Here is an 18,542-nt window from a genome sequence, read left to right as displayed (position 1 = left end):
TACCGATATATCCGGGCACGACGAATCGGGGTTGTCGTACCCCTCCCCGTACCCTGTTGCCCTGTGAGTGCTAAGAAGCGGCGGGCCGACGGCAAGGCCCAGACACGACGGCCCCAGGCGAGGCGCACCGGCAAGCAGCGGGCGGCCCGGGTCGCGAAGATCCTGGCGATCGTGGGCGTCGTCGGTGCCCTGGTCCTCGGCGGAGTCGTCGTGGTCCTCTACCAGGCGATCAGCATCCCGGAGCCCAACGAGGACTTCGAGGCGCAGACCACCTTCGTCTACTACCGCGACGGTGAGCAGCAGCTCGGCACCTACTACGAGGACCAGAACCGGGTCTCGATCCCGCTGGGCGACATGCCCGAGTCCATGCAGGACGCGGTGGTCGCCGCGGAGAACCAGACCTTCTGGACCGACAAGGGCATCGACCCGAAGGGCATCGCGCGCGCCCTCTTCTCCAACGCCCGCGGCAACGACCGGCAGGGTGCGTCCACGATCACCCAGCAGTACGTCAAGATCCTCTACCTGACCAGCGAGCAGAGCTACAAGCGCAAGATCCGCGAGGCGGTCGTGTCGCTGAAGATCCAGCAGGAGCTGAGCAAGGAAGAGGTGCTCGAGGGCTACCTCAACACCATCTACTTCGGTCGCGGCGCGTACGGCATCGAGGCCGCCTCCGAGGCCTACTTCGACCACCCGGCCAAGGACCTCAACCTGCGTGAGTCCGCCGTGCTCGCCACGGTGCTCAACAACCCCTCGAAGTACGACCCGGCCAACGGCAAGGAGGCCAAGGACGACCTCAAGGGCCGCTACTCCTACGTCCTCGACAGCATGGCCGAGATGGAGACGATCACGCCGGAGCAGCGTGACAAGGCGCTGAAGAAGCTGCCGAAGTTCCCCAAGATCGCGGCGCAGAGCCAGTTCGGCGGCCAGCGGGGCCACATGCTCGCGCTCGTCAAGCAGGAGATCCTCGCCCGCGGCATCGCCACCGAGGACGAGATCGACGGCGGTGGCCTGCGCATCACCACCACGTTCGACCCGCAGGTGATGACCGACGTCGAGGAGGCCGTCGACGAGCAGCGCCCCGACGCCGGCATGCCCGGCCCGGCCGGCAACAAGGACCTGCACATCGGCGCCGCCACCGTCGACACCGCGACCGGCGAGCTGCTCGGCTTCTACGGTGGCCAGGACTACCTGGAGTCCCAGATCAACTGGGCGGTCGCCGGTGGCATGGCCGGCTCGACGATGAAGGCAGCCACCGACGTCGCGGCCATCCGCGACGGGTTCTCGCTCAACGACACCTTCGAGGGCAACAGCCCCATCGACGTCGCCGGCACCGAGTTCAGCAACCAGGGCGACACCGACTACGGCTCGGCCGTGTCCATGACCGACGCCACTGAGAACTCCGTGAACACTGCCTTCATCGACATGGTCGACTCGATGGACGACGGTCCCCAGAAGGTCATCCAGGCCGCCGAGGACCTCGGCATCCCCGGCAACGAGACGGAGCGGTGGGGCATCCCGCGCCGCTCGATCGACTTCCAGGAGAACGTCGGCGTCACCCTCGGCACGGCCCAGGTCAGCCCGATCAACATCGCCAACGCCTACGCGACCCTCGCCAACAACGGTGTCCGCAACGAGGTCCACGTCCTGCAGAAGGTCGTCGACCAGAGCGGCGAGGTCCTCTACGAGGCCAAGCCGCGCAGCAAGGAGACCGTCGACCCCGACATCTCGGCCGACGTGACCTACGCGCTGCAGCAGGTCGTCCAGTCAGGGTCGGGCACCGAGGCACTGGCCCTCGATCGCCCCGCGGCGGGCAAGACCGGCACGGCCACCAACGACGACGACGAGGTCTCCTCCTCGTGGTTCGTCGGCATGACCCCGCAGATCTCGACCGCGGTGATGTACGTCCGCGGCAAGGGTCGCGAGGGGCTCGACGTCCCGCGGCCCGACGGTGCCGACCTGTGGCTGCCGACCAGCTCCGACGGCAAGTCCGGCTACTTCGGTGGCAACTACCCCGCCAAGACCTGGACCTCGATCATGGGACGGGTGATGGAGGGCAAGGACGTCGAGGACTTCCCCGAGCCGGTCTACGTCGACGGTGACGCGCCGGACGAGGGCCACGACTACACCCCGCCGCCGCCCCCGCCGCCGTCCTCGTCCGCGCCGCAGCCGTCCAACACGCCGACCGAGTCCGCCGGCCCGCCCACCGAGACGCCGACGGAGACTCCTACCGAGACCCCGACGGAGACGCCGGTTCCGACCGAGGTTCCCGTCCCGACCGAGACGCCCGTCCCGACGACGCCGCCCCCGACGACGCCGCCCCCGCCCCCTCCGACCGAGACGGTCCCGCCGCCGACCACCCCGCCGCCGACCACCCCGCCGCCGAGCGGGCGCTTCCAGCCGCGCCAGCCGCTGGCCGACCTCCGCCGCTGAGCACGACGGTGGAACACCGCGACCGCCCCTCGCCCGAGGTCGACACCGGTGACCACGACGCGCCCACGCGCACCGACCCGGTCGCCGCGGCGATGTCGGAGGTCGTCGGCGGCCCACTGGGCGACCACGCCGGCGGGCACCGGTGGTGGAGCGCTGCGCGCGTGCTGACCGGCGCCACGGCGCTCACGCTCGCCGCCGGCATGGTGAGCAAGACGGCGTGCGTGCCGACCGGGTGGGGCAACGAGCACCAGCCCTACGCCGAGCTGTGCTGGACCGACCTCGCCGGCACGTCGGTCGACGCCGGGGCTCCGCCGCGGGTGGCCACCTGGCTGCAGCGAGCGGCCGAGTGGCTGCCCGGCACCGGAGCCGTGGCGACCGCGGCGGTCCTCGCCGTCGTCCTCGCCGCCCTCGCCCTGCTGGCCACCGCGCTGCTCGTCCGCGTCGACGCGCGCCGACCCTGGGCGGCGGCCGGGTGGGCGATTGCTCCCGTGCTCCTCGTCCACTGGCTGTCGTGGGAGCTGGTGGCGGCCGTCGGCGTGGCCTTGCTGCTGTGGGGCTGGACCACGGGCCGCACGTGGCTCGCCGGAGTCGGAGCCGGTGTGGGGGCGGCGTTCGCGCTGCCGGTCGCCGTCGCCTTCGTGGGCGTGGTCGCCGTGGGCGGTCGCACCCGCGACCGTGTCGACGCGCTGCTCGCCGCCGCCGCGGCCTATGTGGTCGTCACCCTTCCCGGCCGGGCGACCGCGGAGACTCCCGACATCGGGTCGATCTGGTTCCTCCTCGCCCGGACGGGCCCCGGCGCGTCCACCACGACACGCACCGTCGTCCAGGTCGTGGTCCTCGGCCTGGCGGCGGGCGCCGTGTGGTGGCTGGTCCGGCGGGCCGGGCGTCCCACCCCGCTCACGACCGCCCGCGCCGGCCTGGTCCTGCTCGCCGCGGCACTCGTCGTGGCGCCGTCGGCCCCGCCCGAGACCGCGCTGCTGGTGCTGCCGCTCGCCGCGATCGCCGTACGCCGCTGGCGCGACCTGCTGGTGTGGCAGGCGCTCCACCTCCTCAGCTGGGTCCTCACCGGGTGGTACGTCGGCGAGGCCCTCGTGCCGACCGTCGCCGACGACTCGCGCGCCTACTGGCTGGCGGTCCTGCTGCGGGTCGTCGGGCTGGCCTGGCTGGTGGTGGCGGTGCTGCGCGACGCCGGGTCAGGCGATGACGACCCGGTCGAAGTCGGTCGCGGTGAAGCGGACCCGGACCTCGATCTCCTCGCCGACGCACGGGACCCGCGCCCCTGACGGGACGAACAGCATCGACGCCTGCATGTGGGGCGGCTCGGCGAAGAGGCGCTGCTTGCCGTCGATCGAGAACGGCGAGCGGACGAAGCCGACGGCGTCCAGGCCACCCCGGGCCAGGGTCGCCGCGCGCGCCTTCAGGGACTGGTCGCCGGTCGGTGCCTCGAGGCCGATGCCGTGGGCGGTGCCACCGCTGACCACGACAATGTGGCCCTGCTTGGGTGCACTGCGGCCGCGGTAGCCGAAGGTGTCGCCGCGCTCGACCTCGTGCACGTCGAGGACCGTCGCGGTCACCGACAGGGCGCCGCGGTCGCCGAGCCACAGGTCGGTGCCGATGCGGGGACGGACGGTGAAGTCCGGGTAGGTGGTCGCGAGCCGGCCCAGCTCGGCCTCGGTGAGGTGCGAGACGAAGACGGTGCGGGTCGGCAGCCCGGAGGCCACGACGTCGTTGATCAGCCGACTCACCTCGCCGAGGTGCGAGGTGGTGTTGAGCGGGAGGTGCATCGCCACGCCGCGCAGGCCGCTCCGTCTTGACCCGAGCGCCGTGGCCGCGGCGGCGAGGTCGCGGCGCGTCATCCCGTGGCGCAGCATCGAGGTCAGCTGCTCGAGCACGAACCGGGCGTCGGGGTCGCGCTCGCGCAGGGCGGACAGGTCGTCGGGGCGGCTGACGGTGTGCACGACCCGGGCGGCGAGCCGGGCGTCGAGGTCGAGCGCCGCACCGAACGGGCGCCACGGCGTGAGCACGAGGAGGTCGCCCGCAAAGCGGCTCGCGGCCTCCGCCACCTCGTCGTACGTGCCGACGGCGATCATGTCGACCGCCGCGCCGGTGTCGTCGACGTGGTCGGCGAGCCACTGCGCCCGCCGGGCGAGGCGGGCGACCGACAGTCCGTAGCCGTTGCCCTTGGCGACCGGCACGATCCCGGGATGGGTGCGGACGGTGCGGAGCAGGTGCGAGCGCCAGCGCTCGCCGTCCACCGTGAGGCTGAGGCTCATGCGCGTACTCGCTTCGCTCCGTGCGCGCACGAGGCACGGATGGCGCTGCGCCCGATGACTCGCTCGCTGCGCTCGCTCATGCCCTCACCCGCGCCGGGCCAGGTAGAGCTGGAAGGCCTTGTAGATGGCGCGGTTGACCGGGAGGTCCCACTCGCCGGCGTACTCGACGGCCTGCCCGCCCGTGCCGACCTTGAACTGGATCAGCCCGACGTGGGAGTCGTCGGCGTCGAGGGTCTCGGTGATGCCGCGCAGGTCGTAGACGTGGGCCCCGGCGTCGAGGGCGTGGCGCATCATCGCCCACTGGACGGCGTTGGAGCCGCGGACCTCGCGCTTCTCGGTGGACGACGCGCCGTAGGAGTACCAGGCGTGCGTGCCGACGCGGATCCCGATCGTTGCCGCCACGAGGTCACCCTCGTGGCGGGCGAGCCAGACCTGGATGCGGTCGGGGTCCTCGGCGGCGAGGGCGTCGTACATCGTCTCGAAGTAGGAGAGCGGGCGCGGGGTGAAGTGGTCGCGCTCGGCGGTGTGGACGTAGAGGTCGTGGAACGCCTTGAGGTCGGTGCGGTCGCCGAGCGCGACCTCGACGCCGGCCTTGTCGGCCTTCTTGATGTTGCGCCGCCAGAGCTGGTTCATCCCGGCGAGGACGTCGGCCTCCGAGCGCGGCTGCCCGTCCTCGTCGACCAGCGGGACCTGGAAGTTGAACTGCGGCTGCCCCGCGGTGAAGCCGCCCTCCGCCGACTGCTGCTGCCACCCCAGCTCGTGCAGCTGCGCGATGACGCAGGCGCCGTCCTGGGTGCGGTCGAGGGGAGGTACGTCGCCGAGGCGGCGCACCGACTCGTCGGCGATGCCGGCCTTGACCTGCTCGGCGGACCATCGCCGGGTGACCACGGGTGGGCCCATCCGCACGGCGAAGGCACCCTGCTTCTTGAGGTGGGCGACCATCGGTGCGAGCCACGAGCCGAGGTCGTCGTCGGACCAGTCGATGACCGGGCCCTCGGGGAGGTAGGCCAGGTAGCGCCGGACCTTGGGCAGCTGGCGGTAGAGGACGAGGGCGGCGCCCACGACCTCGGCGCCGCGGAACCAGCCGATGGACTCGGCCCGCCACTCGGCCTTCACGCTGGCCCAGCCGGGGGTCTGGAGGAAGCTGGCGGACGACCGGCTCGCGATGAGGTCGTGGTGCTGCTGGGCGGAGATCGGTCGCAGCGTCAGGGGGGTCGTCACCCCGGAAAGGCTACAAGGGACCAGACACGACCCCCGTACGTGTCTGGTCCCCGCACCATTGAAGACGCGGACGGCACCGGTTTGGTTGCGCGAGGCGCAGGAGTTTCTTGACAGACGTACGCCGACGACACCGCGACCGACCCCACCCGCACGGGCGGGCGTTGGTGCGAGGTATCCCGCAGTTCGTCAGGAGACGGTCAAGACGGGCGCAAGGTTGGCCCGATTGTGCTAGCGGGCCGTACCACGCGGGTACCGGAGGACGTTGCACAAGTAGGGGAGCGGAGCGGCCCGTGGGGACGAGGTCGTCCGTACTCCTCTCTTCGACGGCGCACCTCGCGCCGCACTCACCCTTGGGGGACACCAGCATGAACTCGATCGATCGCCATCGCCTTGCCCCACGACTGGGGCTCGCCGCCCTCGTCTGCCTCGGAGCCGTTGCCGGCTCCCCCCTCGCCAACGCCGCCGGCCCGCAGGGCAACAACGGCACGGTGAAGGTCGCCCCTGACGGCGACATCGACGCCATCCCGAACAACCACCCGCACGTCGGCTGCACCTTCCAGCTCGAGTGGTACGGCTTCGACGCCAACGTGGTCTCGACCGTCCTCTTCGAGGAGCAGGCACCGACCACCGGCGTCGGCATGACCGTCGCCGGCGACACCACCGTCCAGCTCGACAACGACCCCGGAGCCGGGGCAGGAAACGGCGGGATCGACGGATCGCAGGCCTACACCCTGTCCTTCACCGGTGCGCCCCACCCGCAGCAGGGCTACCACGTGAAGCTCACCATCAACACGCCCGAGTCCAACGGTGCGACCGTGAAGCACAAGGTCTTCTGGGTCCAGGGCTGCGGCACCCCGCCTCCTCCGCCGCCGCCCCCGCCGACGACACCGCCGACCACACCGCCGACGACACCGCCGACGACACCGCCGACCACCCCGCCGACGACCCCGCCGACGACACCGCCGACGACCCCGCCGACGACCCCGCCGACCACCCCGCCGACGACCCCGCCGACCACTCCGCCGACGACACCGCCGACCACGCCCGCGACGACGTCACCGACGCAGCAGCCGCAGGAGTCCGAGGACACCGAGTCGCCCGAGGTGCTGGGGGTGCAGGCCTCCGGAGGTGACAACAACGCAGGTCCGGGTGCCAACCAGGGCGGGACCGGCCCGGCCTCCTCGGCCCCGCAGTCGCAGCAGGTCCCGACGGCGGTCAACGCGGGAGTCGAGGGCTCGACTCCTGTCGGACCCAGCCCCGTGCAGGTGCTGCTCGGGCTGCTGATGGTCCTGATCGGTGGGGCGGCTGCCCGGTTGGGGTGGCACCGCCTCCGTGGCTGACCCTCGCCGTCGCCTGACGTCGCTCCTGCTGGGAGCAGCCGCATCCGCGCTGGTCGTGGGTGGGCTGTTCCTGGCAGGCGGCGCGCTCGAGGCGACGCCGGCCGCGCCGGACACGGGAGCGCCGGCCGCGCCCCCACCGGTGATCCGGGTGGCGGGACCGTCCGGGACCTCGTCGCCCGCTCGGTCGGACGCCCAGTCCGCCCCGGCGACGCCCGCGGCCGGCGTCCGACCCGAGGCGCTCGTCGTACCGGCGATCGGGGTGCAGGCGCCGGTGACGCCCATCCGGGCCGAGGACGGGGCGCTGACCCCGCCGTCGGACCCGCAGCAGGTCGGCTGGTGGTCCGACGGCGCCCGACCCGGTGCCGCCGAGGGTGCCGCCGTGGTCACGGGGCACACCGTGCACACCGGGGGCGGAGCGTTCGACGATCTCGACGACCTGGCTCCCGGTGACCGGGTGCTGGTGCGCTCGCCGTCCGACGACCTGGCCTACCGGGTCGCGTCGGTCGAGGTGCTGAGCCGCGACGAGCTGGCCCGGCGCAGCGCCGACCTGTTCGGTCGGACCGGGCCGCCGCGGCTCGTCCTCATCACCTGCGAGGACTGGGACGGCACCGAGTACCGCAGCAACGTGGTGGTCACGGCCGAGCCGGTCGACTGATCAGAGGTGCTCGCGGAGCCAGGCGAAGTCGGCCTGGTGCTCCGTCGCACCGCCCGGCGTCTCGCAGATGACGGGGGCTCCGGCCTCGCGCACCACGCCGGCGAACTCGTCGGCGGGCAGGTGGCCCTGCCCGAAGTTGGTGTGGCGGTCGGCGCCGGAGCCGAACGTGTCGCGCGAGTCGTTGGCGTGGACGAGGTCGATGCGGCCGGTGATGCCGCGAACCTTCTCCACCGCGTCGCCGAGCTCGATGCCACCGGCCCAGGCGTGGCAGGTGTCGAGGCAGAACCCGACGTCGTCGGCGCCCTCGGCAGCGGAGATCGCGTCCCACACCCCGGCGATGCGGTCGAGGTGGCGAGCCATCGCGTTGTCGCCGCCGGCGGTGTTCTCGATGAGCAGCGGGATCTTGATGTCGGTGGCGTCGATCGCCTTGCGCCAGTTGTCGAAGCCCACCGACGGGTCGTCGTCCTTGTTGACGTGGCCGCCGTGCACGATCAGGCCCTTCGCCCCGATCTCCGCCGCGGCGTCCATGTGCTGCTGGAGCAGCTTGCGGCTCGGGATCCGGATCCGGTTGTTGGTCGTGGCGACGTTGACGATGTAGGGAGCGTGGACGTAGAGGTCGACGCCCGCCTCCGCGGCAGCCGCGCGCAGCGCCTCCGCCCCGCCGGCGAAGCGGATCTCGGGACCCTTGTAGCCCTGCGGGTCACCGAGGAAGAACTGCACGAGCGACGTCTCCCGCGCCAGCGCCTCGGCGATCGGGTCGGTCTGCTCGACGTGGGCGCCGATCGAGAGGGAGGTGGAGGGGGAGGGGCTCATGGCGTCCAGCCTAGGAGCACCCACAGACACCCGACGACCACGCCGAACAGGCCGGCGACCGCGGCCCAGCCGAGCCAGTCGACGACCGCTCCCGACCCTGATGTCGTACGCCGTCCACCCGGACGCGGACCCAGCCGGTCGGGCACCGGTGGCCCCGCCGGCGGCGGGACCGGCAGCCGGCGGAGCAGTCGCAGCGCCGCCTCGGCCGTCGCGATGCGCTGCTCGGGATCGGCGACCAGCAGCCGCTCGACGAGCGGGCGCAGCGGGTGCGAGGGAACGACGTCCTGGCGAGCGGGCGCCTCACCGGTGACGAGCTCGAGTGCCACCCGACCCACCGCGTAGAGGTCCTGGGTCGGCTCCGGCGGTGCACCCCGCGCCTGCTCGGGCGCCATGTAGCCGTCGGTGCCGATCGCTCCGGGCACCGTGGTGAAGCGGCGGTCGGCGACCGGGGCGGCCACCCCGAAGTCCCCGAGGCGCAGGTGGGGCGGCCCGTCGTCCGTCGCCTCGAGGAGGAGGTTGGCGGGCTTGACGTCGCGGTGCACGAGGCCGGCTGCGTGGACGGCCGCCAGGCCCAGCAGCAGCTGCTCGACCAGCAGCGCGCAGGTGCCGGCGTCGAGCGGGCCGTGCTCGCGCAGCAGGTCGGCCACCGACCCGCCGGCCACGAGCTCCATGGCGAGCACGACGAGGTCGTCCTCCGCAGCCCAGCCGTGCGGCGCCACCACGTGCGGGTGCCGCACCCGGACGGCCTGCTCGCGCACGAACCGGGCCAGCAGCGTCGAGCTGTGGCGCCCGAGCACCTTCAGGGCGACGTCCTGACCGGTGCGCAGGTCGTGCGCGCGCCACACCGAACCCATCCCGCCGGAGCCGACCTGGTCGAGCAGTCGGTAGCGGCCCGCCACCACCAGGTCGGTCCAGGTGCCGGTCTCGGAGGCGGTGCGCGAGGAGGTGGTCCGCACCCTCCGACGCTAGACCGGCCGGGCGCTCGCAGGACCTTCCTCCACAGGCGGACCACGAGGATTCCAGCCGCGGGGGCCGCCGCTGATAATCTTCTGCGGTTGCCCCCGGGTGACCGCGGTGCACGACCCACGTCGTAACGCGCCGCGAACGCACAGTCCCTCCTGCCACGGAAAGCCCGTGGCCGCTCTAGCCCAGAGGAGGTGGAGACCGCTATGCGTGCCTATGAAGTGATGGTCATCCTCGACCCGAGTCTCGACGAGCGCACCATCGAGCCGTCGCTCGACAAGTACCTCAACGTGATCCGCAAGGACGGTGGCTCGATCGAGTCGCTCGACGTGTGGGGTCGTCGCCGGATGGCGTACGAGATCAAGAAGAACGCCGAGGGCATCTACGCCGTCATCTCGTTGACGGCCGAGCCCGCGACGGTCAAGGAGTTCGACCGCCAGCTCACGCTGAACGAGTCGATCCTGCGCACGAAGGTCATGCGTCCCGACGCCCACTGATCGCCCTCCCGGGCATCTGTGGAAACACCCTTCCCGCTGTCGGTGAGTGCCTGTTTGATGGGCGCATCACCGGGAGCACCCCGGATCAACCGGCACAGCAGCAGGACTTTCTGAGGAGACCTCATGGCAGGCGAGACCACCATCACCGTGATCGGCAACCTCGTCGACGACCCGGAGCTGCGGTTCACCCCCTCGGGGGCCCCCGTGGCCAACTTCCGGATCGCGTCGACGCCGCGCACCTTCGACCGCCAGAGCAACGAGTGGAAGGACGGCGACACGCTGTTCCTCTCCTGCGCTGTCTGGCGCCAGGCCGCGGAGAACGTCGCCGAGTCCCTCCAGCGGGGCATGCGCGTGATCGTCCAGGGTCGCCTGAAGTCCCGTCAGTACGAGACCCGCGAGGGTGAGAAGCGCACCGTCTTCGAGATCGACGTCGAGGAGGTCGGCCCGTCGCTGCGTTCCGCATCGGCCAAGGTCACCAAGACGACCCGGTCCGGCGGCGGTGGCGGCTACTCCGGTGGCGGCGGTGCCGGCGGTGGCGGCGGCTACTCGGGCGGTGGCGGGCAGCAGTCCGCGCCGGCCGACGACCCGTGGGCCAGCCCGGCGCCCTCGCAGGGCGGCCAGGCTGGCGGCAGCTGGGGCGGTCAGTCCCAGGGCGGCCAGTCCCAAGGTGGCCAGTCCCAGGGTGGCGGCCAGTCCGCGCCGGCCAACGACCCGTGGGCCACGCCCGGGGTCAACGGCGGCAACGACGAGCCGCCGTTCTGAGGGACCCGCGGCTGGGCCTGCGAAGCCGTGTCAGGTCGCCAGGTTGAGTAGCCCGCACGGCTGAGCTCGCGAAGCCGTGACCAGGGCGTATCGAAACCCGGCAACCGTGATCCGACACATCAAGCAAGACATTCCGAAATTCCATTCCGTCCCTGATTGCCTTCAGGGCCGGGCTCACTGAAAGGGAGCACCACAATGGCCAAGGCAATTCTGCGCAAGCCCAAGAAGAAGGTTTGCCAGTTCTGCAAGGAGAAGGCGACCGGTGTCGACTACAAGGACACCACCCTGCTCCGCAAGTTCATCTCCGACCGCGGCAAGATCCGCGCCCGTCGCGTGACCGGCAACTGCGTCCAGCACCAGCGCGACGTGGCCATCGCCGTCAAGAACGCGCGCGAGCTGGCGCTGCTGCCCTACACGTCCACCGGTCGCTGAGAGGAGCACGGGACATGAAGCTCATCCTCACTCAGGAGGTCGACGGCCTCGGTGCCCCCGGTGACGTGGTCGAGGTCAAGGACGGCTACGGCCGCAACTACCTCGTCCCGCGTGGCCTCGGCATCCGCTGGAGCCGCGGCGGCGAGAAGACCATCGAGTCGATCAAGGCCGCCCGCACCGCTCGCGCGGTGCGCGACGAGGACCACGCCAAGGACGTCAAGGCCAAGCTCGAGGCCAACGCGGTCAACGTGAAGGTCCGTGCCGGTGAGGGCGGTCGCCTGTTCGGCGCCGTCACCACCACCGAGATCGCCGACGCCATCACGGCCGTCTCCGGCGAGAAGGTCGACCGCCGCACCATCGTGGTGGTCAACCCGATCAAGTCGCTCGGCGCCCACGAGGTGACCGTCAAGCTGCACGACGAGGTGTCCGCCACGGTGGCCCTCAACGTCGTCCCCGCCTGACGCGACCGACGCACCACACACCACGGCCCGCCGCCCCTCAGGGGTGGCGGGCCGTGGTGCGTCTACCGGGGTCTACCGGGTTCTACTGGGTCGGCTTGTCGCAGCGCGCGGGTGGCTGGCTGCCGCCGGAGTGGTACTCGTAGGTCCGGCCCCCGGCCCGGAGCGTGATCCGTGATCCGTCGATCAGCGCCTGGGTGTAGGCCATCCCGGGCTGGGCGCAGCCGCGGCTGCCGTCGCGCCAGGTGACCTCCTCCACCGAGATCACCTCGACCTCGTCGGCATCGACGCCGAGGCTGGCGGACAGGTCGTCCACCGCGCGTACGACGTCGCGGGGGGCGGGGGTGCCCGACGGGCTGGTGGTGGGGTCCACGGTCGTCTCCTCGGCGACGGGCGGGTCGGTCGTCGGCCGGTCGGCACCCTCGTCGGGTGCGCCGCACGACGCGAGCAGGGCGCTCGACGCGAGCAGCAGGGCGAGGCGACGGCTCGAGGTCATCATGGCAGTCTGACGGCACGGTCCACGGGGATGTTCCGGACATGACGAAGGGGCCGACGGTGTCACCACCGCCGGCCCCTCGTCGTGTGGAGAGGTGAGGATCAGGTCACTTCTTCGCGACCCTGATCTTCAGCCGGTCCTTGGACCCGAGCACCGCGGCGTCACCGAGGTACTCGACCTTGACCTTGATCTTGCCGACCTTCCGGGCCTTCGGCAGGACGAGCTGCGCCTTGCCGAACCGGTTGAGCGTCAGCGTCCAGGTCTTCTTCTCCAGCGCGCCCTTGACGGTGACCTCCACCGTGCCGGTGGGCACCACCTTCGGAGCGGACACGGCGATCCTGAGCTTGGCCTTCTTGCCCTGCTTGATCACCTTCGGGGCGTCCACCTCGAGCCGCGACTTCACCTTCGGAGCCGGGGCGCCGGGGGCCGAGACCACCAGGTTGACCGGGTCCGAGATGCTGCCCAGGTTGGCGCTGTCACCGAGGTACTTCGCGGTGACCGGGATGGTCCCGGCCGTGGGGAACCCGCTCAGCGTGGCCGTGGCCTTGCCCGCCGCGTCGAGAGGGGCGGTGCCGACCAGGCGGGTGCCCGCCCAGAACTCGACCGACCCCGTGGCGACCGTCTCACCCGCGCTGAAGACCGTGGCGGTGGCCGCGGTCGTCTGACCGGTCTCGATGCGGTTCGGGTTGATCGACAGTGCGACCTCGCTGCGCTCGGAGGCGCCCTTCACCACGACCGTGTTGGTGACCGACGCCGGCTTGGCGCCGGGGTCGCTCGTGGTGTGGACGGCCTCGTTGACCAGCCGCTGGCGCTCGTGGACGTCACCGTCGACGGTCACCTGGTAGGTGAACGACACCGGGTCGCCGAGTGCCGACTCGTAGGTCATGCACACGACGGTCCCGTTGGTGATCTTCGTGCCCACGTCGGCCTTGTTGACCAGCGCCTGCCCGTTGGTGCCGTCGGCGTTCTCCGTGCCGACGGTCACCTCCGACAGGTCGGCCTTGATGTCGTCGTAGACCCACACCAGGTCGTTGCTGCCCTCCTGCAGGAAGACCTGCATGTCGAGGGAGTCGCCCGGCGCGTTCCAGCCACCGTGGTTGTCCCACTCGATGATCCTCAGGCCGGAGCCCGTCTGGGCCGTGGTGACGCCCGAGTTGGCCGCCGCGTTGTAGAAGACCTGGCCGTCGCGCCACATGCCCGCAGCGAGGTTGTTGGGCAGCGCCGGGTTGGGCAGGACCTGGGGGACCCACGGCTCGTCGGCGTTGGTCTGGGCCCAGTTGTCCGCCCCTCCGTAGACCAGGAAGCCGTCGTCGGTGTAGCCGACACCCCGGAACGCCTCGCCGTAGAGGCCGAGGTCGGTCGAGGTGAAGGCGTTCCACAGCTTGCTGTCGCCGGAGATCGCGGGGTCGGCCTTCAGCGCGCCACCCGTGGCGGTGAGCAGGTCGGTGTAGTCGGCCCTGCCCGAGAACGGGTTGACGCACGACGTGTCGGTCTTGCTGGTGGTGATGTCGTACGTGCCCTGCTCGCCGTAGGTGGAGGGCAGGTCCGCGCTCCACGTCACCTTGCCGTCGGCGTAGGTGGCGCCGTCGGTGGCCGAGCCCTCGACGTACGTCGCCCCTGCCGGCAGGGTGTCGGTGATCGAGTAGGTGAGGTCCTCGCGGGTGACGTTGGGCGCCACCTCGACGGTGTAGGTGACGGTGTCACCCGGCCCCGCCTCGGTCACGTCCGACGTCTTGGTCACGTCGTCCTCGATCCGCCTGACGACCACGGGCACGACACCGATGTCGCCCGGGTTCGCGGACGAGGTGCCGAGCGTGAGCGTGCCGTGCCAGGTCTGCCCGGCCTCCATGGCGTCCTCGTCCCAGAAGGTGCGGATCGAGAACGGTGTGGCGGCGGGCAGGGCACCGTCAGGGCCCTCGGCGCGCAGGTTGCCCTGGTCGCCGGCGACCACGGCGGTCACCAGGTCGGTGGTGTCGGTGCCGGAGGGCGATGCCTGCCAGTTCTGCACCAGCACCCAGTAGGTGCCCGGCTCGGGGTCGGCGATCTCGACCCGCTCGTTGGAGCCGGCACTGGCGCTCGACGCCACCACGTTGGCCTCCGAGACCTCGCCCGTCCCGACGTAGAGGTCGAAGTCGGGAGCGGTCGGGTTCTGGAGCTCGGCGATGAGGCTCGTGGCGCCGGCAGGCACGTCGAGCTCCTCGACGTGCGTGCCGTTGCCGTCGAACGCGTTGGGGTTGGTGGTGTCCTGCGGGATGGTCAGCTTGACCTTGTCCTCGGGCACCAGGCCGCTGGCCTCGACCTGCAGGTCGGAGATCGCGATCGCCTCGAGACCCTCCTCCACCTGCGACCCGGCGTCACGACGGGTCGTGATGTCGATCGAGGTGGGCAGCACGCCGGCCGACGGCAGGACGCCGACGGGGAGGTGGGCCACCGGGGCCTGCGAGCCGGAGGGCGGCGTCAGCACCAGGGTGCCGAACAGCCACGTGTCGGTCGCGACGTCCGGGCCGAGCTGAGCGGTGACCGTCACGTCGACGTCGCCGCCGTCGGTGACCGCGACGCTGGTCTTGTCGGTCGACAGCGTCAGGCCGGGGGACAGGTTCTCCACCGAGACGCTCCAGGTGCCGACACCGGTCGAGGTGCCGGTGAAGGTCCGCGTCCAGTCACACGTCTGCAGGCACTCGTCGTCCGCCATGCTGGCGGTGTTGAGCGCGCGGACGTCGCCACCGACGGCCGGGTTGGCACCCTGGTAGCCGGCGAGCGTCTCGTCGAGCACCAGGCCGGCCTTCGCGGCGCGACGGAGCTCGATGCGACCCGAGCCCATGTCGAACCAGTCGGCCTTGGTGCCGTCGTTGTCGGTGATGTCACGCTCGGCCGTCGTCATCAGCGCGGACTGGGACTCCGCCGGGGTCCAGGCGGGCTGGACCCCCTTGAGCAGCGCGAGGGCACCCGCGGTGTGCGGGCTGGCCATCGAGGTGCCGGAGATGAAGTGCCACTCGACGCTGTTGTCCGTGCCGGCAGCGGCGAGGATGTCCACGCCGGGGGCCGAGACGGACGGGCTGATCGAGGAGACCGACCGGTTGGGGCCGCGGCTGGAGAACGCGGCCATGATGTCGCCGTTGGCGTCCTTGATGTCGGCCACCGAGCCGGACAGGGCGGCCTTGGTGCCCGGGTGGGCGGCCATGAACGCCTTCAGCGCGACGCCGTCGGCGTAGGTGATGTGCGCGGCCGGGAGGGCGTGGGCGTCACCGTTGAGCGAGGTGCCGCTGGCCTGGTCGTTGGCCAGGATCATGCCCTCGGCGCCGAGCTCGGCGAGGTTCTCGCCCTTCTCGACGCGTCCGTTGCCACCGCGGTCACAGAGCACGATGAGGCCGGACAGGTCCGTGCCCGCCGGGAAGGCGCCGACCGGCGTCTCGTCGTCGGGCTGGCTGCACCGGGCGTTGTTGTAGGGAGCGGAGCCCGCGTAGACGACCGGGAACGCACCGTCGGTGGCGCCGGACAGACCGGCGCCCGTGATGTCGGGCCGGGTGGCAGCGTCGGTCGCGGTGATGCCGGTGACCGAGGCGACGTACTTGCGGTCGTGCGTGGTCGCGCCGACCGTCGTCATCCACGGGACGTCGCCCGGGCTGCCGAGGGTGGCGGCACCGGGACCGTCGTTGCCGGCCGACGTGGCGACGTGGATGCCGGCCGCGCGGGCGTTGAGGAACCCGATGGCGTCGAGGTCGGTCCAGGGGCTGGAGGCGGCGCTCGAGCCGATGGAGTAGTTGATCACGTCGACGCCGTCGGTGATGGCCTGCTCGATCGAGGTGACGATCGAGTAGCCCTGGCAGCCGCCGTCGCAGACGTCGTAGCCGATCACGTTGGCGTGCGGGGCGACACCCTTGATCTTCGAGGTCACCGAGAACTCGTGCTCGGTGCCCTTCGCGGCGTACGCCGTGGCCTCGACCTGGTTGCCGGCCGTGGTGCTGCCGGTGTGGCTGCCGTGGCCGTCGTCGTCGTAGACGTCGTCGAACGGGTCGGAGGCGGGGTTCTCCGGGTCCTCGAAGTTGTAGTAGCCGATGAGCTTGTCGTTGCAGCCCCAGCCCTCGTAGTACTGGTCCTCGTTGGAGGAGTCGCACATGCCGAGGTAGTTGCCGGCGCCGAGCGGGTTGGTGTGGTCGTAGCCGTCGCCGCCGTCGGCCTCCGCGACGCTGTCGGCGAACGACGGGTTGGCCGGGTTGAGGCCGGAGTCGAGGATGCCGACGATGACGCCCTCGCCCTTGCTGCCGACGCCACCGGGGACGTTGGTGCCGTCCCACACGGTGGGTGCGCCGATCCACTCGGGGCCCTTGTCCGTGGTGAGCTCGCGCTCGAAGTCGACCTGGACCGCGGAGACGCCGTCGATGCCGGCGACCTTCTTGGCCTGGGCGCGCGTCATCCGCACGGCGACGCCGTTGAGGGCCTCCGTGTAGCGGTTGAGCACGGTGACGTCACCAGTGGTGACGCGCGAGATCGAGTCGACCAGGTCGGACTGCTGCTCCTGCAGCTCGCGGCGGTAGCCCGACTCGGACCGGGTCGAGGTCATGCCACGCTCGACCGCGACCTCACGCCGCGGAACGGCCGGGGCCTGCAGCTGCACGAAGTAGGTCTCCGGAGCGGAACCGGTGCCCAGCTCGAGCACCGTCCCCCTCTCGAGGGACCTGGCCAGCGACGACTGCGCCGGCTCCAGGCCGTCGAGGGAGCTGTCGGCTGCGTTGGCAGCCGTCCCCCACGGCACGAGTAGTGCGGCAGCGACGCTGGTGGCAGCGCCGGCCGCAACGGTACGACGGATCACACGGATCTCCCGTTCGGAATGAAGTGGCCCCACTGCACGACGACGCGCCCCCGGAAACGAATGCGTAACGACGTGCGGGCAGAGAGTGAACAGGTGTATCTGAAGTCACAGGAGCCACGCCTGTCAACGAAAAGATCTGCCGAAGTTCCTGCGTTAACCGAGACGTAACGCGGGAGGCCGTCCGGCAGGGGTCAGCGTCGGCTGCTGCGGCTGGCGGCCGGGAACCGGTTGGGGCGCGCGACGACGGCGTCGAGGACGACCGGCCTGGCACTCAGCGACTCGATGACGATCCGTCCGGTGCGGATGCCGGAGTAGCGGTCGATGACGACCAGCTGCTTCATGGACGCCTTCGGACCGGCGAGGTCCACGACGTGCCAGTCGCGCCTGCCGACGCGTACCCGCACCTTGCCGTGGCCGCGGCCCGTGGCGGCGAGCAGCCGGAGCTCACCGACGGTCGTCCGGGGCAGCGCGAGGCGCGCACCGCGGCGGGACGCCTTGATCGCGTCGCCGCGGAAGTAGCCGGGGCCGGTCACCTTCGCCCAGCCGCGCTGGCGGGTGAGGTTGCGCGGCACGAAGAACTCGATCGGCTCCGACCAGGCGCTCGCGTTGCCGGCGGCGTCGATGGTGCGTGCGGAGAAGCGGTGCCGGCCGGCGGTGGGGTCGGGCAGCTCCCACCGGCCGCCCGTGCACGGGACCGGCCGGTCGTTGTCGGTGCACTCGAAGGCCGAGCCCGCCTCGCTGCTGTTGAGCCGGATCGGCGCGCCCGCACCGGTGACGACCGGCTGGGTCGGGGTGATCTCGTCGTAGGAGGTGCCGGTGACGAAGACGAAGGGCGCGCGGGTGTCCTGTCCCCAGGTGAAGGTCGCCGGCGTGGGGTCCTCGTCGGGGGTGTCCGCCACGGTGGGCGGCAGCAGCGGGGCGGTGTCGGGGGTGCGGGCGCGGTCGCCGAGGTCGACGGCGCGAGCTTCGAGGACGTAGCCGCCGGCCGCGACGTCGGGCAGGTCGGCGTACGTCACGGGGCTGGTGCAGGCACGCCAGTCGTGGGCCTTCGGCCCACCGGTCAGCCGGCACTCGAGCCCGAAGGGGCCCTGGTCGCCGTCGGTGACCTGCCACCCGAGGGTGAAGGTCATCGACGACACGGTCACCAGCCCGGCGGCGTTGGGTGCGGTCGAGGCCGTGAGCGTGGTCTCGGGTGGCGTGCTGTCGTCACAGCCGTTCTGCAGGACGCTCGGAGCGGTCTCGTCGACGCAGCCCGGGGTGGCGCCTGCCGGCGCCGCGGCCAACGGCACCAGGCCGCCGCCCAGCAGTCCCAGCACGGCCAGCCGGCTCGCGGTGCGGTGTCGAAGCATGGGTCCTCCCTCGTGTCCGGCGCGCTCCCGAGCGCCCTCACCG

General features: G+C 71.6%; 15 protein-coding genes. 8 read left to right on the top strand and 7 right to left on the bottom strand.

Going from position 1 to position 18,542, the window contains the following annotated elements; genetic code table 11:
- The first annotated feature begins 63 nt into the window (after positions 1-63).
- Positions 64-2,430, top strand: coding sequence for a transglycosylase domain-containing protein (locus tag AC1DP1_RS05010; protein WP_477505909.1), 2,367 nt, complete (start codon positions 64-66; stop codon positions 2,428-2,430).
- Positions 2,431-2,438: 8 nt separating this feature from the next.
- A complete protein-coding gene (locus AC1DP1_RS05005) occupies positions 2,439-3,713 on the top strand; it encodes a hypothetical protein (protein WP_477505908.1) in 1,275 nt (424 codons plus the stop codon).
- Here AC1DP1_RS05005 and AC1DP1_RS05000 read toward each other — a convergent pair.
- Both AC1DP1_RS05000 and AC1DP1_RS04995 read right to left on the bottom strand, forming a co-directional pair.
- Positions 3,624-4,703, bottom strand: a complete 1,080-nt coding sequence (locus AC1DP1_RS05000; protein ID WP_477505907.1) for an alanine racemase — start codon at positions 4,701-4,703, stop codon at positions 3,624-3,626. The two genes, AC1DP1_RS05005 and AC1DP1_RS05000, sit on opposite strands and share 90 nt — an antisense overlap.
- Positions 4,704-4,787: 84 nt before the next feature.
- Entirely contained in the window at positions 4,788-5,924 is a 1,137-nt protein-coding gene (locus AC1DP1_RS04995; RefSeq protein ID WP_457190614.1) for a lipid II:glycine glycyltransferase FemX, read from the bottom strand.
- A gap of 365 nt (positions 5,925-6,289) precedes the next feature.
- Here AC1DP1_RS04995 and AC1DP1_RS04990 point away from each other — a divergent pair, with 365 nt between their 5' ends.
- Positions 6,290-7,264 carry a hypothetical protein gene (locus tag AC1DP1_RS04990; RefSeq protein ID WP_477505906.1) on the top strand — a complete coding sequence of 325 codons (975 nt, stop codon included), beginning with the start codon at positions 6,290-6,292 and terminating at the stop codon, positions 7,262-7,264.
- Positions 7,257-7,919 (top strand): class F sortase, encoded by a 663-nt coding sequence (locus AC1DP1_RS04985; RefSeq protein ID WP_477505905.1) that lies wholly within the window; start codon positions 7,257-7,259, stop codon positions 7,917-7,919. Before AC1DP1_RS04990 ends, AC1DP1_RS04985 begins: the two co-directional genes overlap by 8 nt.
- Here the strand turns inward: AC1DP1_RS04985 and AC1DP1_RS04980 are convergent, their stop codons facing one another.
- Entirely contained in the window at positions 7,920-8,732 is an 813-nt protein-coding gene (locus AC1DP1_RS04980) for a deoxyribonuclease IV (protein WP_477505904.1), read from the bottom strand.
- Entirely contained in the window at positions 8,729-9,688 is a 960-nt protein-coding gene (locus AC1DP1_RS04975; RefSeq protein ID WP_477505903.1) for a serine/threonine-protein kinase, read from the bottom strand. The genes AC1DP1_RS04980 and AC1DP1_RS04975 overlap by 4 nt, the downstream gene beginning before the upstream one ends.
- Before the next feature lie 213 nt (positions 9,689-9,901).
- Here AC1DP1_RS04975 and rpsF point away from each other — a divergent pair, with 213 nt between their 5' ends.
- The 4 genes from rpsF (at position 9,902) to rplI (ending at position 11,847) form a co-directional block, all read left to right on the top strand.
- Positions 9,902-10,192 (top strand): 30S ribosomal protein S6, encoded by a 291-nt coding sequence (rpsF, locus tag AC1DP1_RS04970; RefSeq protein WP_129456612.1) that lies wholly within the window; start codon positions 9,902-9,904, stop codon positions 10,190-10,192.
- A gap of 123 nt (positions 10,193-10,315) precedes the next feature.
- A complete protein-coding gene (locus tag AC1DP1_RS04965) occupies positions 10,316-10,954 on the top strand; it encodes a single-stranded DNA-binding protein (protein ID WP_477505902.1) in 639 nt (212 codons plus the stop codon).
- A 195-nt stretch (positions 10,955-11,149) separates the two neighbouring features.
- Positions 11,150-11,386 (top strand): 30S ribosomal protein S18, encoded by a 237-nt coding sequence (gene rpsR, locus AC1DP1_RS04960; protein WP_056603689.1) that lies wholly within the window; start codon positions 11,150-11,152, stop codon positions 11,384-11,386.
- Positions 11,387-11,400: 14 nt separating this feature from the next.
- A complete protein-coding gene (gene rplI, locus AC1DP1_RS04955; protein WP_300048385.1) occupies positions 11,401-11,847 on the top strand; it encodes a 50S ribosomal protein L9 in 447 nt (148 codons plus the stop codon).
- Between the two features lie 82 nt (positions 11,848-11,929).
- On the opposite strand, the gene AC1DP1_RS04950 is transcribed toward rplI, so the two are convergent.
- The 3 genes from AC1DP1_RS04950 to AC1DP1_RS04940 form a co-directional block, all read right to left on the bottom strand.
- Positions 11,930-12,340: a hypothetical protein gene (locus AC1DP1_RS04950; RefSeq protein WP_477505901.1), complete on the bottom strand. Its 411-nt coding sequence runs from the start codon at positions 12,338-12,340 to the stop codon at positions 11,930-11,932.
- Between the two features lie 106 nt (positions 12,341-12,446).
- The gene (locus AC1DP1_RS04945) at positions 12,447-17,150 is read right to left on the bottom strand and encodes a S8 family serine peptidase (protein ID WP_477505900.1); all 4,704 of its coding nucleotides are present in this window, start codon (positions 17,148-17,150) and stop codon (positions 12,447-12,449) included.
- 191 nt (positions 17,151-17,341) lie between these two features.
- Positions 17,342-18,499, bottom strand: coding sequence for a hypothetical protein (locus AC1DP1_RS04940; protein WP_477505899.1), 1,158 nt, complete (start codon positions 18,497-18,499; stop codon positions 17,342-17,344).
- Positions 18,500-18,542: the final 43 nt, after the last annotated feature.

The organism is Nocardioides sp. P4_G10 (assembly GCF_056401175.1).
This window is presented reverse-complemented; position numbering and strand designations above follow the sequence as displayed.